The organism is Enterobacter sp. MGH85 (assembly GCF_001037655.1).
Taxonomy (GTDB): Bacteria; Pseudomonadota; Gammaproteobacteria; order Enterobacterales; family Enterobacteriaceae; genus Enterobacter; species Enterobacter intestinihominis.
Map to the genome: position 1 here is coordinate 4,051,960 of NZ_KQ089925.1, position 24,215 is coordinate 4,076,174.

The following is a 24,215-nucleotide window of genomic DNA, read 5'->3' on the forward strand; positions in this document are numbered from 1 at the left end:
ATTTAACCTACCATATTATTAAGTTGCAGAAGCGGTTGTAATATTGAAAGAACGATGAATAAAACAATCGTCGCCATGGATACCACCAGCGCCGGTTCAAATACCGACAGCGTTAATGTAATTCGATGCTGTAATGCCGATTCCTGATTTTCTGCCGCGCGATCCATTAAATTACCTAATTCCCCGCTCTCTTCACCGGAGGCAATCATATACAGCATGGTTGGCGGGAATAATTTCGCCTGTTCCAGCGCCGCATACAGCGACGCCCCCTGACGTACGGTATCGGCGGCCTGCTCAAGCACCTGACGGGCATAGAGATTTTCAATACCGTCCATCGCGATATACATTCCCTCCAGCAGCGGCACGCTGCTGGCCTGCAAAATGCTCAGGGTACGGATATAGCGGGCGCTGTTGATGGCGCACACCAGCTTTTTAATCGGCGAGCCGTTCACCAGCCAGCTGTGCCAGCGAAAACGGTTTTTCACGTTTCGCACCCAGGTTTTGAAGCCGACGAACGCCCCCGCCAGGCTGCCGACAATATAGATACCCCAGGCTTGCAGGAAATCACTTACCGCAATCAGCGTCCGGGTGGTGATCGGCAGTTGCTGTTTCATGTGGGTAAACTGCTCAATCACCTGCGGCACCACCGCCACCAGCAGAATGCCGCTCACCGCGATAGCGACCACGGTGAGGGTAATCGGGTAGACCATCGCCTGCGTCAGCTTGCTTTTCATCTTCTGGCGCTGCTCGTTGTACTCCGCCAGCTTCTCCAGCACGTCGCCCAGGTGGCCGGTCTTTTCACCAGCCATCACCAGCGTGCAGTAAAGTTTGTCGAAGGTGCGTGGAAACTGGCTAAAGGCGTCGAACAGCGTATGCCCCTCGACCACCTTCTCGCGGATCTCCACCACCATCGCCGCCAGCTTTTTATCTTCCGTCTGCTTAGAGATCGCCTTCAGCGCACTTTCCAGCGGCAGCGCGGCGTTCACCAGCGTCGAAAGCTGACGGGTAAACATCGACAGCACCGGGGTAGAGAGCTTCGCCCCGGTTTTCGCTTTCCCGCCTGTCGCCGTTTCGCGGGTTTCGGTGATACTCACGGGCATCAGCTTTTGCTCGCGAAGCCACTGGCGAACCTGCTTCTGTCCCTCGGCCTGTAACGTCCCGCGCTGGGTTTTTCCCGCGGCACTCGTCGCCGTCCAGGCGTAGAAAGCCATTACACATCCCCCCCACGCTCGGCGGTGACGCGCATGACTTCTTCCAGAGACGTCACGCCGCTAATCACCTTCAGCAGCCCGTTTTCACGCAGGCTGTAGGCCTGCTTAAAGAGCTGCGTTTCTATGGACATTTCGTCCTTATCTTCATGGATGGCGCGGCGCATGGTACTGTCCACCACCAGAAACTCATGAATACCGGCGCGGCCCTGATAGCCGCTCTGACGGCAGTGTTCACACCCCACCGCGCGATAAATCGCTTTTGGCGGCGCGTCCATAAAGCTGAACAACGCTTTTTCATTGGCATCCAGCGGACTGGTGGTCCGGCAGTGCGTACACAGCCGACGCACCAGACGCTGGGCAATGACACCGAGCAGCGATGAACCGATTAAAAACGACTCCAGCCCCATATCCCGCAGACGGGTTATCGCCCCAGCGGCACTGTTGGTGTGCAGCGTCGACATCACCAGGTGACCGGTCAGCGACGCCTGCACCGCGATCTGGGCGGTCTCACCGTCGCGAATTTCCCCGATCATCACCACGTCCGGGTCCTGACGCAGAATCGCGCGCAGCCCGCGGGCAAAGGTCATGTCCACGCGCGGGTTAACCTGCGTCTGCCCCACGCCTTCCAGCTCGTATTCGATCGGGTCTTCCACGGTCAGAATGTTGCGCTCGTGACCGTTCAGCGCCGAAAGAATGGCGTACAGCGTGGTACTTTTACCGGAACCCGTCGGGCCGGTAACGAGGATGATCCCGTGCGGGCGGTCAATCAGCCCTTTCAGCTTCTCCAGCTCTTCATCAATCAGCCCAAGCTTGTTGATGTCGGGCTTGAGATTGCTTTTATCGAGCAGGCGCATGACCACGCGCTCGCCGTACTGAGACGGAATGGTCGACACACGCACGTCGATGGCCTTACGGCCAATGCGCAGGGAGATACGTCCATCCTGGGGGAGACGTTTCTCGGCGATGTCGAGTTTCGACATCACCTTAATACGCGACACCAGCAGCGGCGCGAGCTTACGCGCCGGTTGCAACACCGGGCGCAGCACGCCGTCAACACGAAAGCGGATGCTCAGCGTGCGCTCGAAGGTTTCGATATGAATATCCGACGCGCCGTCCTTCACCGCCTCGCCGAGAATGGCGTTGATCAGGCGGATCACCGGTGAGTTTTCGTCGTTATCGAGCAGATCTTCGTTATCCGGGATCTCCTCGGTTAAGGCCATCAGATCGATATCCGCGTCCATGTCGTCCACCAGCTGCTGCGACACGCCGCTGCTCTGCTGCCAGATTTTGGCCAGCATCTCGTCAAACGCTTCCGGCGTCACAGTGACGGGGATGAAAGCACGGCCCAGCACCCGGCGCACCTCCAGCAGAGCATGCGCAGGAGTGTCGTCCCGGATATAGACATCATTGTTGTAAAACAGAACGCCGTTATCTTTTGCGTAGCTGCTGTTACACAGTGTTTTACTCAGTTCGTCCACTTTACCCCTCCGCGCTATTCTTTAAACGGATTGCGCGTGGCGCTGGTTTTCACCGGTGCGGCGCCAGTGCTTGCAGAGGGAAACGCGGGCAGGACAGCGTTGTCAGTCGGCTCAACAATACCGAGCTTTTTCTCCTCCACTCGCTGCATCTGGCGCACCCGGATCTGGTCATATTTCTCTTTCGAGGCCGCGCTGTAGTTGTCGTCGTCACGCAGGACGGTGGTATGAATAAACACCATCAGGTTGCGTTTGGAAGTATCCTGCGAGGTGTAGCGGAACAGCTGACCGACCAGCGGGATATCGCCGAGCAGGGGCACTTTGGACACGGACTGTTTGGTCACATTTTCCATCAGACCGCCGAGCACCACCGTCTGACCACTGTGGACCATCACTTCGTTATTAATCGTGCGCGTGTTGAAGGTTGGGCCGAGGCTGGAGTCTTCCGTCGCGCTGTTGTCGACACTCGACACTTCCTGCTCAATCTTCAGATGGATCATGTCGCCATCGTTAATCTGCGGCACAATCTTCAGCTTGGTCCCTACGGTTTTACGCTCAACCGAGTTAAAGACGTTGTCGCCGCTGGTGGTTTGCGAACCGGAAAGCACCGGCACATCCTGACCGACGTTGAACGACGCTTCTTTGTTATCCAGCGTGACCACGCTTGGCGTGGAGAGGATGTCATTTTTGCCGTCGGTGGAAAGCGCGGTCACCAGCGCACCGAAGTCACCGTTAAAGAAGCCGGTCGCAAGGCCAGTGAAACTTGCCCCTTTCATGGTGCCATTTTTAATCTGGCTGATTGGCAGGCCGGTGGAGCCAAACTGCACCCCGCCGTGCTTGCTGGTCCACTGCACGCCAAGATCCAGGCCGTTACCGTCCTGCACTTCGGCAATGATCGCTTCCACCAGCACCTGCGGACGGCGAATATCCAGCTTGTCGATCACTTTCTCGAGGGAGTTCATCACGTTAGGCTGTGCGGTGATCACCAGGGAGTTGGTTGACTCGTCGGCGGTAATATTCAGATCGGTTGAGGCGCTCGCGGATTTCGCTTTGGCCGCACCCGGCTTGTCTTTCAGCTGCTCACCAATGCCGGTGAGAACCGGCACCACTTTGGTGGCGCTGGCATACTTGAGGTAGAAGACGCGGGTATTGCCCTCGTTATTCTGCTCACGATCCAGCTGATGAATAAGGGAACGGGTGCGCGCCCGCGCATCTTCCGCGCCGCTGATCACCAGGCTGTTGGTTTCGTCATCCGCGACGACTTTAGTCGCCAGCTGCGGCGCGTTCTGCCCTTTCTGTTCTTCATTGTTGAGGTTATTCAACATCTCCGAGAGTTCTTTGGCGGACGCAAAGCGCAGCGGGATGATTTCGCGACGCTGGATGCCGTCTTTATCGACGCGCTGCACCAGATCCACCAGCCGGTTCACCACCGAGGCTTTACCGGTTAACAGCAGGACGTTGGACGGCTCAAAGTGGACCACGTTCCCGATACCGGTGGCATCGTTGAGCTGACGCAGCAGCGGGGCCAGCTCACGAACAGGCACGTTTTCCATGCGCACCACGCGGGTGATGATCTCGTCACCTTTGCCCGGATTTTTGCTGTCTGCCAGCGGCGCACCGGCGGTACGCGCCACGCTTGAGCGCACCACTTTGACCATGCCGTTGTCCATCGGGATCACCGACAGGCCGTAGAGATCCAGCACGCTCAGAAAGAATTGATAGTACTCATCTTCCGTCAGCACGTTGTAGGTTCGGACCGAGACGGTTCCCTGGACGGACGGATCGACCAGAATGGTTTTATTGAGATTGCGGCCTACCGTATCGATAAACTCGCGAATATCAGTATTTTTAAAACTCGCGCTAAAGTTAGCTGCAAGCAGCGAACTGGAATATAACGACAATGCGGTCAGCGCCACGCACGCCCAGGGAATTTTTTTCATGTCTGCACACTTTTTAATTGTTTAGAACATTAATCCGAATATTTTCAAGGTGAGCGTGACGTCGTACGATGACCTCCGCTTCTTTCATTTTTGACCAGTTGGCAATAATGCTTTTCGCTTTTGCTTCATCGGTCATATCGACAGAGTTAACCTGAACCGCCACATCGCCTTTTACCAGACCTGACTGGCTGTAAAAGGCGGACGCATTCCTTGGGTTTATCCTGTAGCCTTCCAGTCGGCCCTTTTCAATTATGGGTTTTAACACCAGATAATCATCAAGATGCACACTCTCTGCGCCAACATCTTTTGTCGATTTCGTTACCGGGCCGCTATCCACGCCACCCTTAAAATAGTCCGGTTTATTTAATGCCAGAACCTGCGTAGTACCTTCATAATTAACCACCACATTATCTTTGTTTATTTCCTGAATAAATGCGTCGTTAAATCCAGAGAGAGGTTCACCCTCACGGTAGCTTCTCTGACCGCCTGGCGTTTTGATGACAGCAAAGGAGAGCCAGGCGCTGATGAATCCCCTAATGATTTTGGTAAAAATCATTAAGTTAAGGTGGATACACATCTTGTCATATGATCAAATGGTTTCGCGAAAAATCAATAATCAGACAACAAGATGTGCGAACTCGATATTTTACACGACTCTCTTTACCAATTCTGCCCCGAATTACACTTAAAACGACTCAACAGCTTAACGTTGGCTTGCCACGCATTACTTGACTGTAAAACTCTCACTCTTACCGAACTTGGCCGTAACCTGCCAACCAAAGCGAGAACAAAACATAACATCAAACGAATCGACCGATTGTTAGGTAATCGTCACCTCCACAAAGAGCGACTCGCTGTATACCGTTGGCATGCTAGCTTTATCTGTTCGGGCAATACGATGCCCATTGTACTTGTTGACTGGTCTGATATTCGTGAGCAAAAACGACTTATGGTATTGCGAGCTTCAGTCGCACTACACGGTCGTTCTGTTACTCTTTATGAGAAAGCGTTCCCGCTTTCAGAGCAATGTTCAAAGAAAGCTCATGACCAATTTCTAGCCGACCTTGCGAGCATTCTACCGAGTAACACCACACCGCTCATTGTCAGTGATGCTGGCTTTAAAGTGCCATGGTATAAATCCGTTGAGAAGCTGGGTTGGTACTGGTTAAGTCGAGTAAGAGGAAAAGTACAATATGCAGACCTAGGAGCGGAAAACTGGAAACCTATCAGCAACTTACATGATATGTCATCTAGTCACTCAAAGACTTTAGGCTATAAGAGGCTGACTAAAAGCAATCCAATCTCATGCCAAATTCTATTGTATAAATCTCGCTCTAAAGGCCGAAAAAATCAGCGCTCGACACGGACTCATTGTCACCACCCGTCACCTAAAATCTACTCAGCGTCGGCAAAGGAGCCATGGGTTCTAGCAACTAACTTACCTGTTGAAATTCGAACACCCAAACAACTTGTTAATATCTATTCGAAGCGAATGCAGATTGAAGAAACCTTCCGAGACTTGAAAAGTCCTGCCTACGGACTAGGCCTACGCCATAGCCGAACGAGCAGCTCAGAGCGTTTTGATATCATGCTGCTAATCGCCCTGATGCTTCAACTAACATGTTGGCTTGCGGGCGTTCATGCTCAGAAACAAGGTTGGGACAAGCACTTCCAGGCTAACACAGTCAGAAATCGAAACGTACTCTCAACAGTTCGCTTAGGCATGGAAGTTTTGCGGCATTCTGGCTACACAATAACAAGGGAAGACTTACTCGTGGCTGCAACCCTACTAGCTCAAAATTTATTCACACATGGTTACGCTTTGGGGAAATTATGAGGGGATCTCTCAGAGCCAGGCGTCATCGCTGTTCACAATACCTTCGATTTCAGCTGCCAGCGGGGCTTTCACCGCACCCGGTAAGATTTCCTGACGCACGGCTGCCGTAAAAAGCGAAAAGGATTTCTCTTCGCGCGTTTTTTTCAGCGGCTGTTGATCGGCATTAGCCAACTTATTCATAACTTTTTTATAATCTTTAAAGGTGAGATACCCTTGCTGGCCGCAAAAGATCAGCAGCACAAACATAATACAAGGCGTTATCCACCGTGAAAGAAATGAGAACCTCATTTTTTATCCGGCCTATAGCAAAGCAAAAATAAGCAGCGTCATACTGCGCCAATATGGATGAAAATAGTAATAAGCTGATGCAAATGCGACCACTGACTTCGCCGCTAACTTTCATAAAGAAAAATATTGACCGTATAAAATCCAAATGTTAGACGCTGCCAGCAGGATATTTTTACCCTGTTTGCAAATTGACCGTTCAGGGGCGTTACCTTACTTTCTGATGCTGTTGCTATTCCTAATCAGAGACGGTAAGTCGTTATGTATCAGAGCCACTTTAATTTTAAAAATTCGCCATTCAGATCGATCGCCCGTTTATCCGGGGGTTTTCTGGTGCCTTATCATCAGGATGTGTTCAACCTGTTGAAAGAGAAAACCCAGCAGGCGGGAATTATCGGGCTCTTTTGCGACGACGCCCCGCTTCTGGGTCACTTCAGCGATGCGCTAAAAACCCGCCACAGTAACGTCCTTGTTATCAATGCGTTTCCCAAACTGAGTGCCAGTAGCCTGCTGTACAAGCTCAATCCGGTAACGAAAGAGAGCAAGAATCGCCTGCAGGCGGTGGATGCCATCCTGCGCCAGTGGCACGAGGGAAAAGCGAAAACCAGAGTGCTGGTGATTTCACACGCCGAAGCCATGAAAGAGAGCTGCCGTGAAGTCCTGGGTACGCTGCTCACGCGAGCCCTGGAGCTGAACTTCCGGCTCTCCGTGGTGCTGACGGGCACTGCGGATCAGGAAATCCTGCTTAAGCAACCTGAACTGCGCGAATATACACACACTCGTCATGTCCTGCGCCCCCTGACCTGCCGCGAATTCCTGGGCTATGTGCAGGCGCAATGCGAAGAACACGGCTGTGAAAATTCGCCGTTAACGCCGGCCCGCGTGCGCAAAATGCACACGTTGACCAAAGGCAACATCAGCAAACTTAACGAACTGGCGCACCTGTCAATGCTCGCTGCCTGGACGGAACGCGCGTCGCAGGTCAGCCCGCGTCATTTACGCCTGGCGGCGGGAGAGATCCTGCCCGCGAAAAAACACGGTAAGCGTCTGGCAACCGTGGGGCTGTTCGCATCGGTGCTGTTTGCCGCCTGCGGCTGGTATTTAACCTCGTCCATCAGCGAGCATCTTCCCATCCAGCTGCCGGTCCCCGTCAGTTGGAAACAGCCGACGCGAAAAACGGAGGCGCCCGTGGTGCCGGTTATCGACAATGAAATGGTTAATCAGCCGGATGCGATGCACCAGCTCTATCTGATGTGGGGATATGACGCCTCGGCCGAAGATGCGCTGTGCCAGAATGCCGCTAAAGTGAACCTGATGTGTAAACAGGGGAACGCGTCGCCGGAGACGCTGGCGCAGGAAGGGTATCCGTGGGTCAGTGAACTGAAAACCAGCGGTCACCTTAACTATGCGGTGGTCGCCAGGGTCGGAGATACATCAATTGACCTGTTAATGAATAACCGGACCTGGCAGGTGAGCCGCAGCTGGTTTAACCGGCATGCGACCGGCAACTTCACCCAGTTGCACCGCCTGACACCGGAAGGAAAAGACGCGATCGGCGCGGCCAGCGACAGCAAAGACATGGCCTGGCTCGGCCAGCAGTTAAGCCTGGCGCTGAACCAGCCCGAAACGCATGCCCGGATCTGGACCGCTGAGATGATGAAACGCACCCGTGAGTTTCAGCAAAAAATGCATCTGCACGTGGATGGCATCCCCGGCGAAGAAACGCTGATGCAGCTGATGCGCGTAACCAACAGCACGCCGAGCGTACTGATTCAGGCCACCCGCACTACCCCGGACGCAAAAATGCAGGAGAAGAAAGCCTAATGTCGACCATCTGCCTTGCGGCCCAGCGCAGCTATACAACCGGGGAAGCGGTCTGGTTTTCGTACCGCCTCCCCAGCCTGAAAAACGTTTTCGGCAAAACAGCATTATGGATGGTCGGCCTTTGCGCCATGCTGGTTGTCGGCCTGTATATGCATGTCTACTGGAACATGCGCCACCCGGCGCCTGACCCGGTCAACGCCAGCGTTGCCAAACCGGAAACCCAGCTTTCGGAGATGCACTACGTGTACGTGAGTAAACCGTTCCCGCATCCGCAGCCTAAAGCTGCGCCAGTGCCTGTTGATGTTCCACCGATGCAGGATCTGCCGATCATCAGTGATGATGCCGACTGGCAGCAGGCGCCCGACGGCGCGGTGCCGCAAGACCCCTCGCGGGATACCCTACCCGGAACTGAGGCGCATGAGCACGATACCGCCCCCGCCAGCACGAGCAGTGAAGAGTCATCATTAACGGAATTATTTAAACAGGCATTAAAAGAGCAGGAGCAGGATTATTCTCAAGGAAAAATTCCCGCACCGCCGGTTGACGAAACGCAGGATAATTCACAAGCAAGTGTTAAAAACAGTGAAAACAGCCGTTCCCCTTTCAGTGATAAAGGAGACCGGCGGGAGTAGGCATTAATATTTTTCAGGCAGTGCGGTGAGGTTAAGCAGTCGACCTTTTTCCACCACAATATATTGACCTTTTTTCAGATCGGAGAGGATTTTAATAATGGTGCTACGTGCCAGGTTAGTGTATTCCTGAATGTAATCATAAACGTTAATATCACGCTGATGCTGTACAATCAGGTCGTTGATCTCATATAAAAATTCGCGAACAACAGAATATGCGCTGCGAGCGACCAGAATATCATCGCGCTTGCTCATCAGGCATATGTACCAGGAAAGCACTTTTGTCAGTTCAGGCCACAGGTTTTTCTCGGTCATCAGCTGGGCGAAGACCTCTTTCTTGATCGAGCGAACAACCGTATTCGACCGAACAAGGCCGTACATATGGGTGGCGTTGTAATACATCGACGACAGGCCGAAAATGCATTGCCCGGTAACGGTGAACAAGCACAGTTCGTCAGAGTCACGTCGAAATTCAACTTCGCCGCTGACAATAATATGAATTAAACCGGAATCAGCAGTGGAAATCTTCTGCCATTTTTTTAACGTTCTTTCTTCAACGCATGAGGTTGCAGAAATAATCTTTTCCATTTCATGTTGCGGACGTAATTTTTTTCCATAGATGCTTAACATTGTTATACCCGTTTTAAGATGTGATTTAAAAAAAAACATGGCAACGGCATTCATACCGAACCATAAATATTTTCCTGATGAAAAACTCAAGAATAAAAAAAAGAGTAAAGTTTTTTATTCGCTAAATTGCTTAGCGTGCTATGTGTCCATCTTAAATCCGAATAATTTTAAGTCAATTAACTAAAAATGAAATGAGATTGTACTTAGGATTAATCTAATAGAAACTCGCGGAAATATACTCATTTGGGGGTAAGCCAAAGGTTTACCCCTGCCCGTATTTCTCTAAAAGTGCTTCGGCAATCGCCATGGTTTCCACATCCGCTACGCCATTCCATAACTGCGGACGAAAATGCATCTGGAACACCATGATGATGCGTTTTTGCTGTGCAGGCGTGCTGTTTTCTGGCACCTCGTAACCGTAGCGCGCCAGCAGATCGAGCAGTGCTGCGGTATCAACCTGCTGATAATGCGGTCGCCCGTTGATATAAAAATTCACCCGCGCCGGTTCGGGCCAGGCTCCGATGCCCTGCTGCGCCAGTTCGCGCCACGGAAACAGCGGGCCAGGGTCGTCTTTACGCTGCGGGGCGATATCCGAATGGGCCACAACGTTCTGCGGTTTAATGTCGTAGCGGGCGATGATGTCTCTGGCAAGCGGGATTAGCGCCGCAATTTGCCCCGGTTCGAAGGGGGTAAAGGTTTTCACACCATCGGTTTTCCGCCAGCCGCGGTTTTCCAGCTCAATGCCGACGGAGGTATCATTTATGCGGTTGGTCCCACGCCAAAAGCTAATACCTGCATGCCAGGCCAGCTCGCTCTCCGGCACCAGCTGCCAGATACGCGGTTTGCCCTGCGGAGCTGGGGGCTTTGCGGGGATGAGATAGTGAGAGCTGACGTTTTTATCGGTCAAGGTCGCAAGCGAGGTGTCGAAATCATCGGCGGTGTAATGGATCACCAGCACCTTTATGCGCGGGTAGGCCGCCTGCGCCTGATGGCGCGTATCAAGTTCGTACGCGCCTTTATCAACAATGCCCTCTTCCGAGGCGCATCCTGCCAGCAACAATGCCAGCAGGAGGGTTGAGAGCGAACGCTTCATCGACGGGTTTTCACCGCCGTGCCGCTTACGCTCACCATCAGCATGCTGGCATCTTTCCCGACCGTTTCGTAGTCGATATCAATGCCCACCACCGCATCCGCGCCCAGCGCCTTGGCCTGCTCGCCCAGCTCCTTAAACGCAATGTCACGCGCTTTACGCAGTTCTTTCTCGTAGGCACCGGAGCGCCCGCCGACGATATCCCGAATGCCGGCAAAGAAGTCCCGGAAGATGTTGGCGCCCAGAATCGCCTCACCGGTGACCACGCCGCAGTACTCGGTAATGGGTTGACCTTCCAGGGTTGGTGTTGTTGAAAATTGCATACTTCCTCTCCGTCTTTAGCGTTCAATGCGTTAGCAACTGCATTATCGGTTCGTTACGCTATGATTGAAAGGATAGTTAATAAATAAGGAAATCAACATGCGCTACTCTGCTTTAACGCTTTTAGTGCCCTGCGCGCTGGTGCTCAGCGCCTGCACTACGCCGGTCACGCCAGCCTTTAAGGATATCGGTTCCCGCAGCGGCCCCTGCATTGAGGGCGGCCCGGACGCCGTGGCGCAACAGTTCTATGATTACCGCATTCAGCATCGCGGTAATGACCTCACCGCCCTGCGCCCGTACCTGAGCGATAATCTGGCGAAACTGCTTAATGACGCCTCGCGCGATCCGCAGCAAAACGCGCTGCTTTCATCCGATCCGTTCTCCAGCCGCGCCACGCTGCCGGACAGCGCCGACGTCGCCAGCGCGTCCACCATTCCGAATACCGACGCACGGAATATTCCTCTGCGCGTGAAGCTAACCCAGGGGACGCAAACCTGGCAGGATGAGGTGCTGATGATCCGTGAAGGCCAGTGCTGGGCAATAGATGATGTGCGCTACATTGGCGGCAGCGTTCATGCTCCGGCGGGCACCCTTCGCCAGTCGATTGAGAACCGCTAACGCATACGTTAAATAAACGTTAACCCCGTAAAATGTCCGGCATTTCATGCGGAATGCCGACATTTATTCTCGCCCCCCTTCCCCGTCGCTATTTTGTGCTATGTTTAAGAGGAAACACGGGTTATATTTAACTTTTAACGCAGAAATATTGCATAACTATTCTGTCAACGGTACTATCTGCGGCCTCAATTGCTATAGATTGCCTGGATGAGTAAAGACTGCCCCGATGAGTATTAAACTAAACGGCATTAACTGCTTCTACGGCGCACACCAGGCGCTGTTCGACATTACGCTGAGCTGCCCGGAGGGCGAAACGCTGGTTTTGCTCGGCCCAAGCGGCGCGGGAAAAAGCTCCCTTCTGCGTGTTTTAAATCTGCTTGAAATGCCCCGTTCGGGAACGCTGGCCATCGCCGGTAACCATTTTGACTTCGCGAAAACCCCTTCTGATAAAGCGATTCGTGAACTGCGTCAAAACGTGGGCATGGTTTTCCAGCAATATAATCTCTGGCCGCATCTGACGGTGGTGCAAAACCTGATTGAAGCCCCGTGCCGCGTGCTTGGCTTAAGCAAAGACCAGGCGATGGCGCGAGCTGAAAAGCTGCTGGAACGTCTGCGTCTGAAACCGTACAGCGACCGTTATCCTCTGCATCTCTCTGGTGGTCAGCAACAGCGTGTGGCGATCGCCCGTGCGCTGATGATGGAGCCAGCGGTGCTGCTGTTCGACGAACCAACCGCAGCGCTGGACCCGGAAATTACTGCCCAGATCGTGAGTATCATTCGTGAACTGGCGGAAACCAACATTACCCAGGTCATCGTGACCCACGAGGTGGAAGTGGCGCGCAAAACCGCCAGCCGCGTGGTCTACATGGAAAACGGGTATATCGTTGAGCAAGGTGATGCGAGCTGCTTCACCAACCCGCAAACCGATGCCTTCAAAAACTACTTATCACACTGATGTGTTAGGGAAATTATAATGAAAAAAGTATTGATTGCCGCGCTGCTTGCTAGCGTCAGCCTTTCCGCTACCGCAGCCCAGACCATCCGTTTCGCCACTGAAGCGTCCTACCCTCCGTTTGAATCCATTGATGCGAACAACAAGATTGTTGGCTTCGACGTGGATCTGGCAAATGCCCTGTGTAAAGAGATCGACGCGACCTGTACCTTCAGCAACCAGGCGTTCGACAGCCTGATCCCAAGCCTGAAGTTCCGCCGTATCGACGCCGTGATGGCCGGTATGGACATCACTCCGGAGCGTGAAAAGCAGGTTCTGTTCACCACCCCTTACTACGACAACTCGGCGCTGTTCATTGGTCAGAAAGGTAAATACGCCTCCGTTGACCTGCTGAAAGGCAAGAAAGTCGGCGTGCAGAACGGCACCACGCACCAGAAATTCATCATGGATAAGCACCCGGAAATCACCACCGTGCCGTATGACAGCTACCAGAATGCGAAGCTGGACCTGCAAAACGGCCGTATCGATGCGGTGTTCGGGGACACGGCTGTCGTGACTGAATGGCTGAAAGCGAACGACAAGCTGGCCGCCGTGGGTGACAAGGTGACAGATAAAGACTACTTCGGTACAGGTCTGGGTATTGCCGTACGTCAGGGCAACACCGAGCTGCAGCAGAAATTCAACGCTGCGCTGGAAAAAGTGAAGAAAGACGGCACCTACGAAACCATCTACAAAAAATGGTTCCAGAAGTAATTCCTGATGAATGAAATTTTTCCTTTAGCAAGCGCCGCCGGGATGACCGTCGGCCTTGCCGTTTGTGCACTGATTATCGGCCTCGTACTGGCGATGTTCTTTGCGGTGTGGGAGTCCGTTAAGTGGCGCCCTGTCGCATGGCTCGGTTCAGCGCTGGTGACTGTGCTGCGTGGACTGCCGGAAATTCTGGTGGTCCTGTTTATCTATTTCGGCTCCTCACAGCTGCTGTTAACGCTGTCGGACGGCTTTACGATTAATCTCGGCTTTGCGCAGATCCCGGTGCAAATGCAGATTGAGAACTTCGACGTCAGCCCGTTCCTGTGCGGCGTAATTGCGCTCTCCCTGCTCTATTCGGCCTATGCGTCACAAACGCTGCGCGGCGCGCTGAAAGCGGTACCGCAGGGACAGTGGGAATCCGGTCAGGCGCTGGGCCTGTCGAAAGCGGCGATCTTCTTCCGCCTGGTGATGCCGCAGATGTGGCGTCATGCCCTGCCAGGGCTGGGCAACCAGTGGCTGGTACTGCTGAAAGATACCGCGCTGGTGAGCCTGATCAGCGTGAACGATTTAATGCTGCAAACCAAAAGTATCGCCACCCGTACGCAGGAGCCATTTACCTGGTACATCGTCGCGGCGGCTATCTACCTGGTGATCACGTTGCTGAGCCAGTACGTTCTGAAGCGTATTGATCTGCGCGCAACGCGTTTTGAACGGAGACCAGGCTGATGCTGGATTATTTACCCGAACTGATGAAAGGGCTGCACACCAGCCTGACGCTGACCGTTGCGTCTATCATCGTAGCGCTGATCCTGGCGCTGTTCTTCACCATCGTCCTGACGCTGAAAACGCCGGTGCTGGTGTGGATTGTCCGTGGCTACATTACGCTCTTTACCGGTACGCCGCTGCTGGTGCAGATCTTCCTGATTTACTACGGTCCAGGGCAGTTCCCGTCGTTACAGGAATATCCGGTTATCTGGCATTTGCTCTCTGAGCCATGGCTCTGCGCCCTGATAGCTCTCTCACTGAACAGCGCGGCCTATACCACGCAGCTGTTTTACGGCGCGATCCGCGCGATCCCGGAAGGCCAGTGGCAGTCCTGCGGTGCGCTGGGCATGAGCAAGAAGGACACGCTGGCGATCCTGCTGCCATACGCCTTTAAGCGTGCGCTCTCTTCCTATTCCAATGAAGTCGTTCTGGTGTTCAAAAGCACCTCTCTGGCCTACACCATCACCCTGATGGAAGTGATGGGCCACGGGCAGCTGCTGTACGGACGTACCTACGACGTGATGGTGTTCGGTGCGGCGGGTCTGGTCTATCTGGCGGTCAACGGTCTGCTGACGCTGATGATGCGTCTTATCGAGCGTAAGGCGCTGGCGTTTGAGCGCAGGAATTAATCACGCCAATGCATAAAACGGTATTCATTGAGCGGGTAACCTGATGGGTTATCCGCTTTTTTTTGCAACAAAGGTAATATTTAATCATTTTTATTGCATATAAATTCATTAGATGGCACTGTATATCCAGGCCGCAGACACGGCGCATAAATAAGACAGACGGGAGCATTACAATGAAAAAGTTAGTTCTGGCCGCATTACTCGCAACCTTCGCCGCAGGCGCATCCGCCGCAGATAAAATCAATTTTGGCGTTTCTGCCACCTATCCGCCGTTTGAATCGCTGGATGCCAGCAACCAGATCGTCGGCTTTGACATTGACCTGGCGAAAGCGCTGTGCAAGCAGATGCAGGCCGACTGCACCTTTACTAACCACGCGTTTGACAGCCTGATCCCGTCCCTGAAATTTAAAAAATACGATGCGGTTATCTCCGGCATGGATATCACCCCAGAGCGTAGCAAGCAGGTCGCGTTCACCGACCCGTACTACGCGAACTCTGCGGTAGTGATTGCGAAGAAAGGGGCTTATAAGTCTTTCGACGAGCTGAAAGGCAAGCGCATCGGCATGGAAAACGGCACCACGCACCAGAAATATCTCCAGGACAAGCATCCTGAAGTGAAAACCGTGGCCTATGACAGCTACCAGAACGCAATTATCGACCTGAAAAATGGCCGTATCGATGGCGTATTTGGCGACACCGCGGTCGTGAATGAGTGGCTGAAAACCAACCCGCAGCTGGGTACAGCGACGGAGAAAGTGACCGATCCGCAGTACTTTGGTACCGGCCTCGGCATCGCGGTACGTCCGGATAACAAAGCCCTGCTGGAAAAACTGAACGGCGCGCTAAAAGCGATCAAAGCTGACGGCACATACCAGAAAATCAGCGAGCAGTGGTTCCCGCAGTAATCTCTTTTTGCCGGGTGGTCTGGCCTACGGGGGTGGTCTGTAGGCCGGGAAAGCGCAGCGCCACCCGGCAATTTCTCATAGCGGCACAAAGAACCTGAACCGCGCCCCGCTCACGGACTCCATCAGCCTGATCCCGCCACCGTGCAGCTCCAGCATTCTCTTCACGATTAACAGCCCTAATCCCCCACGGTTCTCCCGCGACGCCTGAGGATTTAACGCTGAAGGCCGCTGGAACAAATCGTCGCGCAGCGAGGCATCTACGCCCGTACCATTGTCTGCCACTTCGACCTGAAGTCGTTCATTCTCCTGCCAGACCGCCAGACGAATTTCTCCGCCGCTCGGCGTATGACGGATGGCGTTATCCAGAAGATTAGTGACCACGCGCTCGATCATCGACACGTCGGCGTTCACCAGCGGCAATCGCCCCGGCACATCAATACGCAGGTTCACCTCGCGCGTGCGGGCGGTAAGTTCAAACTTCTGCGCCACGTCGGAAATCAGTTCAGCCATGGCAAAACGCTCGCGCTGGGGCTTGATGCCGCCGTGCTCAAGACGCGCCAGCTCGAACAGCTGCTGCGACAGATGGCGTACCTTTTGCCCCTGACGCAGCGCGGTAGCGAGGTACTGCTGATGCTCCTGCGGCGACAGCGTGGCGGATTTCAGCGACAGCGTTTCCAGATAACCCAGCAGCGACGTCAACGGGGTGCGTAAGTCGTGCGAAATGTTGGCGATAAACTCCCGCCGCTGGCGGTCGCTGTCGGCCAGCCGATCCCACTGAGAGGTGATTTTGCGCGCCAGCTCGATAAAGGTATTGCGCAGGATCGCCACTTCATCCTGGCCGGCAGGCTGGAGCGGCTGGGCCGCCAGCTGCTTAATCGCGCTGATGCTGTCCTGCTCCAGCCCGGCCACGTCCAGCGTGAGCTGTTTAACCGGGCGCGTCACCCAGTACCAGAGCAGCAACCCGGCCAGCAGACCAAACAGCGCCACCAGCAGCATCGACCACAGCGCCGTACTCCAGAGCGCTTTGTGCCAGGCCATCTCCGCCAGCGCGTTGGACTCCTCCCCCTGCAGAATAATGTACAGATACCCCTTCAGCTCACCGTCCTGCCGCAGCGGGGTGGCGCTGAAGACTTTCTTATTCTGGCTTCGGGGATCGTCGCCAAACACCGGCATCACCGTCCCGCTCAGGAAATTCTGTATCGGCGCGAGGTCAATTTTTTGCCGCTGAATGTGCCCCGGCGGGGCGGCATCGGCCAGGATATCGCCATCAGGCGAGACAACATACAGCTCGACGCTCGGATTAAAGGTCATCAGCCGGTCGAACAGCGGCTTTAAGGCGCTGCGATCCACCCTGCCCTGCGTATCCAGAATCGCTTCCCGCTGCGCAATCTGCTGCGCCAGCCCGCCGGAGAGACGCTGCACCATCGCATTGCCGTACTGCATGCTAACGTAGAGCTGCACCGCACAGGCGACGGTGGCGCAGAGCAAAAGTAACACCGTAAACAGCAGCGTCAGGCGCTGGCTCAGGCTAAAGCGACACATCATGTTTCTGCTCCGCAAATTTGTAGCCTTTACCCCAGACGGTGCGAACGATCTCCGGCTCGGCGGCATCTTTCTCTATTTTGATGCGCAGGCGGTTAATATGGGTGTTGACGGTGTGTTCGTAGCCTTCGTGCTGATACCCCCACACCTGCTCCAGCAATGCCAGCCGTGAAAAGACCTCTCCGGGATGGCGGGCAAAAAAATAGAGCAGTTCAAATTCACGCGGGGTGAGATCGACGTGTTGACCGTTAAGACGCACGGTGCGCGCCAGCGGATCGATAGTCAGACCGTGCGCCTGAATAATGCCGTCCGTCTGCGCCTGGCCCATCGCCTGCTGTCGGCGGAACAGCGCCTTAATGCGGGCAATCAGCTCCTGCACCGAGAAAGGTTTTGCCAGATAATCATCCGCCCCGGTTTCCAGGCCGGTAATACGGTCAGTTTCACTGCTGCGGGCGCTAATGATGATAATGGGCAGGTAGCGGGTCATCTGGCGGATACGGCGGCAAATCTCCAGACCATCAACATTCGGCAGCATCAGATCGAGGATCACCGCGTCCCACGGCTGTTTTTCCAGAAGCGGTAACGCCTTTCCCCCGTCCGGCTCGTGGGTAATGGCGTAGCCTTCATCTTCCAGGTTAAGACGCAGGAGTGCAGCGATATCGTGGTCGTCTTCTACCAGCAGGATCTGCTTCATGGGTAAGCCTTCAATCATTTGTTATGACGTAAGCTTACCTGATTTCGAGCGGGGGAAGAGTTCACATTTTGTTTAAGATTTCACGAGCAACGTCAGCACTTCGTAATGCGCAGTGTGCGGGAACATATCAAAGAGCTGAACGCGCGCAATGCGGTAGCCCGGCAGGCTGGCGATATCCTTCGCCATGGTCTGCGCGTTACAGCTGGAGTAGACAATGTACTCCGGCGCCATCTGGCTCAGGTAGTCGCAGAGCGCCTGGCCGATACCCCGGCGCGGCGGGTTCACCAGCACCAGCTCCGGCACGTTGCCCTGGCCGGTGGCGAACCGGGTCGAGTCCAGCGCCTGGAAGTGCAGATTCGTCAGCCCCAGCTCCGCGGCGGACTGTTTCGCGCAGGCGATGGCCTCCGCAGAAATTTCAATCCCGGTGAGCTGCATGTCTGGCGTGGCACAGTGCAGGCCAAAGCCGCCGACGCCGCAGAACAGATCCCACATGTGATGAACCTGTAACGCACGCACCCAGTCGCGCGCGGTCGCGTACAGCGCGCTGGCGACGGTGGGGTTAGTCTGGAAGAAGCTTTGCGGACGGATCCACAGCGGCACGCCGTTGAAATTCTCCGCCAGCGCATGCTGTTCGGTGAAGAAAATCTCTTTCTCTCCTTCCATGATCGCCATATGCACCGGCTGAATATTAGCGGTAATGACCTTGAGCTGCGGAAGCTGTTCCTGCAGCCACGGCAACACCGCGCGAAGCTGCTTCAGTTTGGTTTCCGAACGCAGCACAAAGCGCAGCATCATCCCACCGTCGATTTGGCTTTCGGTCAGCAGAAGGTATTTCAGCTCGCCGCGCCTGCGGGCAACGTTATAGGGCGTTAACCCCGCGCGGGCGATAAAGGGTTTCAGGGCGGTAAACACCGGCTCAAACGAGGCGGGATACAGCGGACAGCCGGTGAGATCGACGGGCGTGCCGTCACGGTGCAGCATGCCCAGCAGCGGCTTTTCGACGCTGCCGCTGACCACCATTTTGGCTTTATTACGAAAGCCCTGCTCCGGCCCGCTGACGGGTGCGCACCACTCGCCCACCGCGTGTGCTGCCAGCAGCTGTTGCAGGTCGGCCATTTTGGCGGTGAGTTGTTGAGGGACCGGCTGTTCTATCCACTGACAGGAGCGGCAGCGTCCGGCGTCATAGAGTGCGCACTGCATATGAAAACCTTAAGAATCACGAGGGCTGCGATTATACACATTATTGCAGGCGGAAGAACCGCCGACTGGAGGCGGGAACATAGAGCAGGCAGAGCACCAGCATGTCCGGCAATTTTTGCATCACTAAGGAATGGAAAATCTCGCGGCGGGAGCCGCCGGGAATGCTGAACAGCTCCGGATAGCCATAGCCCAGCGAGGCGGCCCACAGATAGCTGGCGGCGGTGATCTGCGTAAGAAAATATACCCAGCGCGCCCAGTTGCGCCCCTTTACCAGCGAGAACGCACAGTAGATCTCAATAAACACCAGCATCAGGCTGCTGAGAAACACCAGCGTCAGATTCCACGTCTGCGCGCTGCGGTGAATGAACTCCCCCATGCCTCGCGGGCCCAGCGTGTTCATAATCATCAGCACATCCAGGCAGCGGATCATAATAATGGCGAGCGCCGCCACCTGCACCAGCGCAGGGACGTTCGGACGTGCGTGCGAATGACGTGTTTTTTGTAAGAATCCCAATGTTTTTACTTCCCTGAAAAACAGTGCCGCGTCATACGCGGCACATCACTGGAAATAATAATTCCTTCAGCCGCGTCTTGCACGCTGGATATCGCGCACGCGCTGCTTTTCCGCGCGCGCCATCAAATACCAAGCGATAAATCCGACAATTCCGACCACGCCGAGGATGATGGAGGCCAGGGCATTAATCTCCGGATTCACCCCCATGCGCACGCTGGAGAAGACCAGCATCGGCAGCGTCGTCGCGCCCGGCCCCGACACAAAGCTGGCGATAACCAGATCGTCGAGCGAGAGCGTAAACGCCAGCAGCCAGCCGGAGATCACCGCCGGCATAATCATCGGCAGCGTAATGATAAAAAAGACCTTCAGCGGCGTGGCGCCAAGATCCATCGCCGCCTCTTCAATGGAGCGATCCAGCTCGCGCAGCCGCGAGGAGATGACCACCGCCACATACGCCGTACAGAAGGTGACGTGCGCCAGCCAGATGGTGAGCATCCCGCGATCCGCTGGCCAGCCGATGGCGTGCGCCAGCGCGACAAACAGCAGGAGCAGCGACAGACCGGTGATGACGTCCGGCATCACCAGCGGGGCGGTGATCATAAACGCAAAACCATTTGCTCCGCGAAAACGGCCGAAGCGCACCATCACCAGCGCGGCAATCGTGCCCAGCACGCAGGCCATCGTCGCCGCCAGCGCCGCAATGGTCAGGCTCAGCCCCACCGCACTCATCATCGCATCATCGTGGAACAGCTCGCTGTACCAGCGCGTCGACCAGCCCGCCCAGACGGTGACCAGCTTAGAGCTGTTGAACGAGTAGATCACCAGCATCAGCATCGGCGCGTACAGGAAGGTAAAGCCGATAATCAGGATCAGAATTCGCCACGGGGAGCGTACTACCGGTAAGTTGTTCATCCGTGGTCTCCCATCTGTTTCTGCTGATGTTTGTGGAACCACATGATCGGCACGATCAGCAGCAGTAACATGACAATCGCCACCGCCGAGGCCACCGGCCAGTCGCGGTTATTGAAAAACTCCTGCCACAGCACGCGGCCAATCATGATGCTGTCCGGCCCGCCGAGCAGTTCGGGGATCACAAACTCCCCGACCGCCGGGATAAACACCAGCATCGATCCGGCGATGATCCCGCCTTTTGTGAGCGGCACAATGACGCTGAAGAACGTCTTCAACGGGCGTGCGCCGAGATCCAGCGAGGCTTCCACCAGCGAGTAATCGATTCGCGTCAGCGCCGTATAGATTGGCAGCACCATAAACGGCAGATAGGCATAGACAATCCCGATATACACCGCAAGGTTGGTATGCAGGATCGTCAGCGGCTGGTCGATCACCCCAAGCCACAGCAGGAAGTTATTCAGTATGCCGTTATTCTTCAGGATCCCCATCCACGCGTACACGCGGATCAGGAACGATGTCCACGACGGTAAAATGACCAACAGCAGTAAAATATTTCGCGTCGACGGCTTGCTGTGCGCCACTGCCCACGCCAGCGGGTAGCCCATCAACAAGCAGCAGATCGTTGAGATCGCCGCAACCTGTAACGACTGTAAATAGGCTTCGAAATAGAGCGGATCCTCAGTCAGTTGCAGGAAATTCCCGAGGTTTAAGGTCAGCGTCAGCTGCCCGTCGGCCCACTCCCACAGATCGGTATACGGTGGGATCGCCCGCGCCATCTCCGCCAGGCTGATCTTAAAGACGATCAGGAACGGCAGCAAAAACAGCAGGATCAGCCAGATATAGGGCATGGCGATGACCAGCTTGCGGCCATGCGCCATCTGCACGCGCGCCAGCCAGTGCGAGAAACCGCCCGGTTTTTTGACGCGGGCTGGAGGTTCAAGTGTGCTCATGACCGCTCCTTATACCGTCAGGACTACGCAACTGTCCGCATCCCAGCAGAGGCTCACTTCGTCGCCCCAGGTTGGCTGTCCCTTGCGATACCGGTGTTCGTTCTGTAACTGGGCGCTGAGCATCTGGCCGCTTTTCAGGCGGACATGGTAAATCGACAGATCGCCGAGATAGGCAATGTGTACCACTTCGCCCACGGCAAAGTTATAGCCATCGGCGGGCGGCTCATCGCAAAGCATGATTTTTTCCGGGCGCAGGGCAACGTAAACCGGCACGTTGTCCACCACGGAATTATCAGAATCAACCTTAAGCGGGTGCACCAGCCCCGGCGATTCAATCACCAGACCGTCGTCCTGGCGTTCCTTCAGCAGCCCTTCGAAGACGTTTACCGAGCCGATGAACTCCGCGCTGTAGCGGGTTGTCGGGTGTTCGTAAATCTCCTCCGGCTCGCCTATCTGCACGAACTTACCGCGATTCATGATCGCAATGCGCCCGGCCATGGTCATCGCCTCTTCCTGGTCGTGCGTCACCATCACGCAGGTCACCCCTACGCGCTCAAGGATATCCACCACTTCCAGCTGCATCCGGTCGCGCAGTTTTTTGTCCAGCGCGCCCATCGGCTCGTCGAGCAGTAATAATTTTGGACGCTTCGCCAGACTTCTTGCCAGCGCCACGCGCTGACGCTGGCCGCCGGAAAGCTGATGCGGCTTACGCGTCGCGAACTCCTGCATGTGCACCAGACTCAGCATCTCCGCCACGCGCACGGTGATTTCGGCTTTCGGCAGTTTGTCCTGCTTCAGGCCGAAGGCGATGTTCTGCTCGACGGTCATGTGCGGGAACAGGGCATAGGACTGGAACATCATGTTAATGGGCCGCTGGTACGGCGGCACGCTGGAGAGGTCTACCCCATCCAGCACGATCTGCCCGGCGGTAGGTTGTTCAAACCCGGCCAGCATACGCAGCAGGGTCGATTTACCGCAGCCGGATGCGCCGAGCAAAGCAAAAATTTCACCTTTGTAGATCGTCAGGCTGACATCGTCCACGGCATGCTGGCCGTCGAAGGATTTGGTGAGGTTACGAATTTCAAGAAGCGGGGTCAGCGCTTTACGGACTTTCGCCTGCGGGCGGGGGATCGCGTCATTCACGGGGTGCTCTCCGGCATAGATCAACACTGGTGCAAACGCACCGTAAGGGTGCGCATCGCCGGGCGGCGCTAACGCTTGCCCGGCCTACGGGATTTGTCGGCCCGGTAAGCGACAGCGCCACCGGGCAACGATATCAAACGCCGTTACTTACCGCTTTTCACCTTCGTCCACGCGCGGGTACGCACACGGTCAATTTTCGGTTCCTGCACTTTCAGGGTGAAGAGCTTGGCAAACACATCGGCTGGCGGGTAGATCGCCGGATTATTGCGGATTTCTTCGCTCACCAGCGGCACGGAGGCCTTGTTACCGTTGGCGTAGTAGACGTGGTCGCTGATGTGGGCAATCACTTCCGGACGCATCAGGTAGTTGAGGAACTGATACGCTTCCTCTTTGTTTTTCGCATCAGCCGGCATCGCGAAGACGTCGAAGAACGCCAGCGCCCCCTCCTTCGGAATGAAGTAGGAAACATTCACGCCGTTTTTCGCCTCTTTCGCACGGTTCGCTGCCTGCCAGACGTCACCCGCCCAGCCGATGGCCACGCAGATATCCCCGTTAGCCAGGTCGTTGATGTACTGAGAGGAGTGGAAGTAGCGAATATTCGGACGCAGCTTTAATAGCAGGTCGGTCGCCGGACCGGTGTAGTCGTCGGCCTTGCTGCTGTTTGGATCTTTGCCGAGATAGTTAAGCACGGTGGCGAAAATCTCTTCCGGCGCATCGAGGAAAGAGACGCCGCAGCTTTTCAGCTTCTCGAGGTTTTCCGGCTTCAGCACGACGTCCCAGCTGTCCAGTTTGACGTCCGGCCCCAGCGCCGCTTTGACTTTATCCACGTTAAAGCCAATACCAGTGGTCGCCCACAGGTAAGGCATGGCGTATTTGTTGTCCGGATCATGCTTCGCCACCAGCTTCAGCACTTCCGGGTCAAGATTTTTCCAGTTCGATAACTTGTTCTTGTCCAGCGGCTGGAAGACACCGGCGGTCAGCTGACGCTCCAGGAAGCTTGCAGAGGGCACCACCAGGTCGAAACCGGTACTGCCCGCCATCAGTTTGCCTTCCAGTACTTCGTTGGAATCGAATACGTCGTAGACAACCTTAATGCCGGTCTCTTTTTCAAAATTCGCGACGGTGTCCGGCGCAATATAGTCAGACCAGTTATAGACGTGCAGCGTTTTTTGTTCCGCAGCGAGCGTGCCGGCAGAGACGGCCATCAGAGCACCCGCAACCAGACCCGATAACCATTTTTTATTCAAGGCGATCATATTGTTATTCCTTCTGAAAGCTCGTTAACAAACAAACCAAAACTGTGCAGCCTGAAGATATGCAATATTCATGCATAGTTTGTCGCTCTGCCCGAAATAAAATACCCCCCTCTTCCCGGCAGGTTCCGCTCGCTTTTTTAAGC

23 protein-coding genes and 2 pseudogenes are annotated in these 24,215 nt (G+C 55.0%); 9 read left to right on the forward strand and 16 right to left on the reverse strand.

Annotation, left to right across the window (positions count from 1 at the left end; genetic code table 11):
- Positions 1-2 precede the first annotated feature (2 nt).
- From gspF to gspC, 4 genes and pseudogenes are all read right to left on the reverse strand, one after another.
- Positions 3-1,211: a type II secretion system inner membrane protein GspF gene (gspF, locus tag SK51_RS19240; RefSeq protein WP_048206956.1), complete on the reverse strand. Its 1,209-nt coding sequence runs from the start codon at positions 1,209-1,211 to the stop codon at positions 3-5.
- Positions 1,211-2,689, reverse strand: coding sequence for a type II secretion system ATPase GspE (gene gspE, locus SK51_RS19245; RefSeq protein ID WP_048206958.1), 1,479 nt, complete (start codon positions 2,687-2,689; stop codon positions 1,211-1,213). The genes gspF and gspE overlap by 1 nt, the downstream gene beginning before the upstream one ends.
- Before the next feature lie 14 nt (positions 2,690-2,703).
- Positions 2,704-4,626 (reverse strand): type II secretion system secretin GspD, encoded by a 1,923-nt coding sequence (gene gspD / locus SK51_RS19250; RefSeq protein WP_023299693.1) that lies wholly within the window; start codon positions 4,624-4,626, stop codon positions 2,704-2,706.
- A gap of 13 nt (positions 4,627-4,639) precedes the next feature.
- A pseudogene (gene gspC / locus SK51_RS19255) lies at positions 4,640-5,146 on the reverse strand (type II secretion system protein GspC); the annotation flags it as partial.
- A 108-nt stretch (positions 5,147-5,254) separates the two neighbouring features.
- Here gspC and SK51_RS24555 point away from each other — a divergent pair.
- Positions 5,255-6,463, forward strand: coding sequence for an IS4-like element ISVsa5 family transposase (locus SK51_RS24555; protein ID WP_001339197.1), 1,209 nt, complete (start codon positions 5,255-5,257; stop codon positions 6,461-6,463).
- Positions 6,464-6,475: 12 nt separating this feature from the next.
- On the opposite strand, the pseudogene SK51_RS19260 reads toward SK51_RS24555, so the two are convergent.
- Positions 6,476-6,709, reverse strand: a pseudogene (locus SK51_RS19260) (type II secretion system protein GspC); the annotation flags it as partial.
- Between the two features lie 300 nt (positions 6,710-7,009).
- Here SK51_RS19260 and SK51_RS19265 point away from each other — a divergent pair.
- Together SK51_RS19265 and SK51_RS19270 are read left to right on the forward strand one after the other, a co-directional pair.
- Entirely contained in the window at positions 7,010-8,572 is a 1,563-nt protein-coding gene (locus tag SK51_RS19265) for an ExeA family protein (protein WP_048206960.1), read from the forward strand.
- Positions 8,572-9,204, forward strand: coding sequence for a hypothetical protein (locus SK51_RS19270; protein ID WP_023305779.1), 633 nt, complete (start codon positions 8,572-8,574; stop codon positions 9,202-9,204). Before SK51_RS19265 ends, SK51_RS19270 begins: the two co-directional genes overlap by 1 nt.
- A gap of 3 nt (positions 9,205-9,207) precedes the next feature.
- On the opposite strand, the gene SK51_RS19275 is transcribed toward SK51_RS19270, so the two are convergent.
- The 3 genes from SK51_RS19275 to SK51_RS19285 form a co-directional block, all read right to left on the reverse strand.
- On the reverse strand, positions 9,208-9,831 hold the full coding sequence (locus tag SK51_RS19275; protein WP_022647582.1) for a helix-turn-helix domain-containing protein: 624 nt from the start codon (positions 9,829-9,831) through the stop codon (positions 9,208-9,210).
- 262 nt (positions 9,832-10,093) lie between these two features.
- Complete coding sequence (locus tag SK51_RS19280) at positions 10,094-10,924, reverse strand: N-acetylmuramoyl-L-alanine amidase (RefSeq protein ID WP_023305777.1); 831 nt, start codon at positions 10,922-10,924, stop codon at positions 10,094-10,096.
- The gene (locus SK51_RS19285) at positions 10,921-11,244 is read right to left on the reverse strand and encodes a heavy metal-binding domain-containing protein (RefSeq protein ID WP_003858361.1); all 324 of its coding nucleotides are present in this window, start codon (positions 11,242-11,244) and stop codon (positions 10,921-10,923) included. Before SK51_RS19285 ends, SK51_RS19280 begins: the two co-directional genes overlap by 4 nt.
- Positions 11,245-11,341: 97 nt before the next feature.
- Here SK51_RS19285 and SK51_RS19290 point away from each other — a divergent pair, with 97 nt between their 5' ends.
- The 6 genes from SK51_RS19290 to artJ all read left to right on the forward strand — a co-directional run bounded on the left by SK51_RS19290 (position 11,342) and on the right by artJ (position 15,861).
- Positions 11,342-11,860, forward strand: coding sequence for a lipoprotein (locus SK51_RS19290; RefSeq protein WP_022647580.1), 519 nt, complete (start codon positions 11,342-11,344; stop codon positions 11,858-11,860).
- A gap of 226 nt (positions 11,861-12,086) precedes the next feature.
- Positions 12,087-12,815 (forward strand): arginine ABC transporter ATP-binding protein ArtP, encoded by a 729-nt coding sequence (gene artP, locus SK51_RS19295; protein WP_006809439.1) that lies wholly within the window; start codon positions 12,087-12,089, stop codon positions 12,813-12,815.
- Between the two features lie 18 nt (positions 12,816-12,833).
- Positions 12,834-13,565 carry an arginine ABC transporter substrate-binding protein ArtI gene (artI, locus tag SK51_RS19300; protein WP_006174322.1) on the forward strand — a complete coding sequence of 244 codons (732 nt, stop codon included), beginning with the start codon at positions 12,834-12,836 and terminating at the stop codon, positions 13,563-13,565.
- A gap of 6 nt (positions 13,566-13,571) precedes the next feature.
- Positions 13,572-14,288: an arginine ABC transporter permease ArtQ gene (artQ, locus tag SK51_RS19305; protein WP_003858367.1), complete on the forward strand. Its 717-nt coding sequence runs from the start codon at positions 13,572-13,574 to the stop codon at positions 14,286-14,288.
- Positions 14,288-14,956 carry an arginine ABC transporter permease ArtM gene (artM, locus tag SK51_RS19310; RefSeq protein WP_023305776.1) on the forward strand — a complete coding sequence of 223 codons (669 nt, stop codon included), beginning with the start codon at positions 14,288-14,290 and terminating at the stop codon, positions 14,954-14,956. The genes artQ and artM overlap by 1 nt, the downstream gene beginning before the upstream one ends.
- Positions 14,957-15,129: 173 nt before the next feature.
- Positions 15,130-15,861: an arginine ABC transporter substrate-binding protein ArtJ gene (artJ, locus tag SK51_RS19315; protein ID WP_015571008.1), complete on the forward strand. Its 732-nt coding sequence runs from the start codon at positions 15,130-15,132 to the stop codon at positions 15,859-15,861.
- A 75-nt stretch (positions 15,862-15,936) separates the two neighbouring features.
- On the opposite strand, the gene SK51_RS19320 is transcribed toward artJ, so the two are convergent.
- The 8 genes from SK51_RS19320 to potF form a co-directional block, all read right to left on the reverse strand.
- Complete coding sequence (locus SK51_RS19320) at positions 15,937-17,406, reverse strand: sensor histidine kinase (protein WP_023305775.1); 1,470 nt, start codon at positions 17,404-17,406, stop codon at positions 15,937-15,939.
- The gene (locus SK51_RS19325) at positions 17,390-18,097 is read right to left on the reverse strand and encodes a response regulator transcription factor (RefSeq protein WP_023305774.1); all 708 of its coding nucleotides are present in this window, start codon (positions 18,095-18,097) and stop codon (positions 17,390-17,392) included. Before SK51_RS19325 ends, SK51_RS19320 begins: the two co-directional genes overlap by 17 nt.
- Before the next feature lie 72 nt (positions 18,098-18,169).
- Positions 18,170-19,297 (reverse strand): 23S rRNA (uracil(747)-C(5))-methyltransferase RlmC, encoded by a 1,128-nt coding sequence (rlmC, locus tag SK51_RS19335; RefSeq protein ID WP_048206966.1) that lies wholly within the window; start codon positions 19,295-19,297, stop codon positions 18,170-18,172.
- Between the two features lie 40 nt (positions 19,298-19,337).
- Positions 19,338-19,835, reverse strand: coding sequence for a YbjO family protein (locus SK51_RS19340; RefSeq protein ID WP_087878582.1), 498 nt, complete (start codon positions 19,833-19,835; stop codon positions 19,338-19,340).
- Between the two features lie 42 nt (positions 19,836-19,877).
- The gene (gene potI / locus SK51_RS19345) at positions 19,878-20,723 is read right to left on the reverse strand and encodes a putrescine ABC transporter permease PotI (RefSeq protein ID WP_022647574.1); all 846 of its coding nucleotides are present in this window, start codon (positions 20,721-20,723) and stop codon (positions 19,878-19,880) included.
- Complete coding sequence (gene potH / locus SK51_RS19350) at positions 20,720-21,673, reverse strand: putrescine ABC transporter permease PotH (RefSeq protein ID WP_022647573.1); 954 nt, start codon at positions 21,671-21,673, stop codon at positions 20,720-20,722. Before potH ends, potI begins: the two co-directional genes overlap by 4 nt.
- Before the next feature lie 9 nt (positions 21,674-21,682).
- The gene (gene potG / locus SK51_RS19355) at positions 21,683-22,816 is read right to left on the reverse strand and encodes a putrescine ABC transporter ATP-binding subunit PotG (protein WP_048206969.1); all 1,134 of its coding nucleotides are present in this window, start codon (positions 22,814-22,816) and stop codon (positions 21,683-21,685) included.
- A gap of 143 nt (positions 22,817-22,959) precedes the next feature.
- Positions 22,960-24,072, reverse strand: a complete 1,113-nt coding sequence (potF, locus tag SK51_RS19360; RefSeq protein ID WP_022647572.1) for a spermidine/putrescine ABC transporter substrate-binding protein PotF — start codon at positions 24,070-24,072, stop codon at positions 22,960-22,962.
- Positions 24,073-24,215 lie beyond the last annotated feature (143 nt).

What these genes read in the sequence shown, in the direction of transcription:
- artJ (WP_015571008.1), top strand. Translation starts at nt 15,130, where the DNA reads ATGAAAAAGTTAGTTCTGGCCGCATTACTCGCAACCTTCGCCGCAGGC.
- SK51_RS19325 (WP_023305774.1), bottom strand. Translation starts at nt 18,097, where the DNA reads ATGAAGCAGATCCTGCTGGTAGAAGACGACCACGATATCGCTGCACTC.
- artP (WP_006809439.1), top strand. Translation starts at nt 12,087, where the DNA reads ATGAGTATTAAACTAAACGGCATTAACTGCTTCTACGGCGCACACCAG.
- artI (WP_006174322.1), top strand. Translation starts at nt 12,834, where the DNA reads ATGAAAAAAGTATTGATTGCCGCGCTGCTTGCTAGCGTCAGCCTTTCC.
- SK51_RS24555 (WP_001339197.1), top strand. Translation starts at nt 5,255, where the DNA reads ATGTGCGAACTCGATATTTTACACGACTCTCTTTACCAATTCTGCCCC.
- artM (WP_023305776.1), top strand. Translation starts at nt 14,288, where the DNA reads ATGCTGGATTATTTACCCGAACTGATGAAAGGGCTGCACACCAGCCTG.
- potF (WP_022647572.1), bottom strand. Translation starts at nt 24,072, where the DNA reads ATGATCGCCTTGAATAAAAAATGGTTATCGGGTCTGGTTGCGGGTGCT.
- gspD (WP_023299693.1), bottom strand. Translation starts at nt 4,626, where the DNA reads ATGAAAAAAATTCCCTGGGCGTGCGTGGCGCTGACCGCATTGTCGTTA.
- SK51_RS19290 (WP_022647580.1), top strand. Translation starts at nt 11,342, where the DNA reads ATGCGCTACTCTGCTTTAACGCTTTTAGTGCCCTGCGCGCTGGTGCTC.
- SK51_RS19285 (WP_003858361.1), bottom strand. Translation starts at nt 11,244, where the DNA reads ATGCAATTTTCAACAACACCAACCCTGGAAGGTCAACCCATTACCGAG.
- SK51_RS19280 (WP_023305777.1), bottom strand. Translation starts at nt 10,924, where the DNA reads ATGAAGCGTTCGCTCTCAACCCTCCTGCTGGCATTGTTGCTGGCAGGA.
- rlmC (WP_048206966.1), bottom strand. Translation starts at nt 19,297, where the DNA reads ATGCAGTGCGCACTCTATGACGCCGGACGCTGCCGCTCCTGTCAGTGG.
- potI (WP_022647574.1), bottom strand. Translation starts at nt 20,723, where the DNA reads ATGAACAACTTACCGGTAGTACGCTCCCCGTGGCGAATTCTGATCCTG.
- potH (WP_022647573.1), bottom strand. Translation starts at nt 21,673, where the DNA reads ATGAGCACACTTGAACCTCCAGCCCGCGTCAAAAAACCGGGCGGTTTC.
- SK51_RS19275 (WP_022647582.1), bottom strand. Translation starts at nt 9,831, where the DNA reads ATGTTAAGCATCTATGGAAAAAAATTACGTCCGCAACATGAAATGGAA.
- SK51_RS19265 (WP_048206960.1), top strand. Translation starts at nt 7,010, where the DNA reads ATGTATCAGAGCCACTTTAATTTTAAAAATTCGCCATTCAGATCGATC.
- gspF (WP_048206956.1), bottom strand. Translation starts at nt 1,211, where the DNA reads ATGGCTTTCTACGCCTGGACGGCGACGAGTGCCGCGGGAAAAACCCAG.
- SK51_RS19270 (WP_023305779.1), top strand. Translation starts at nt 8,572, where the DNA reads ATGTCGACCATCTGCCTTGCGGCCCAGCGCAGCTATACAACCGGGGAA.
- artQ (WP_003858367.1), top strand. Translation starts at nt 13,572, where the DNA reads ATGAATGAAATTTTTCCTTTAGCAAGCGCCGCCGGGATGACCGTCGGC.
- SK51_RS19320 (WP_023305775.1), bottom strand. Translation starts at nt 17,406, where the DNA reads ATGATGTGTCGCTTTAGCCTGAGCCAGCGCCTGACGCTGCTGTTTACG.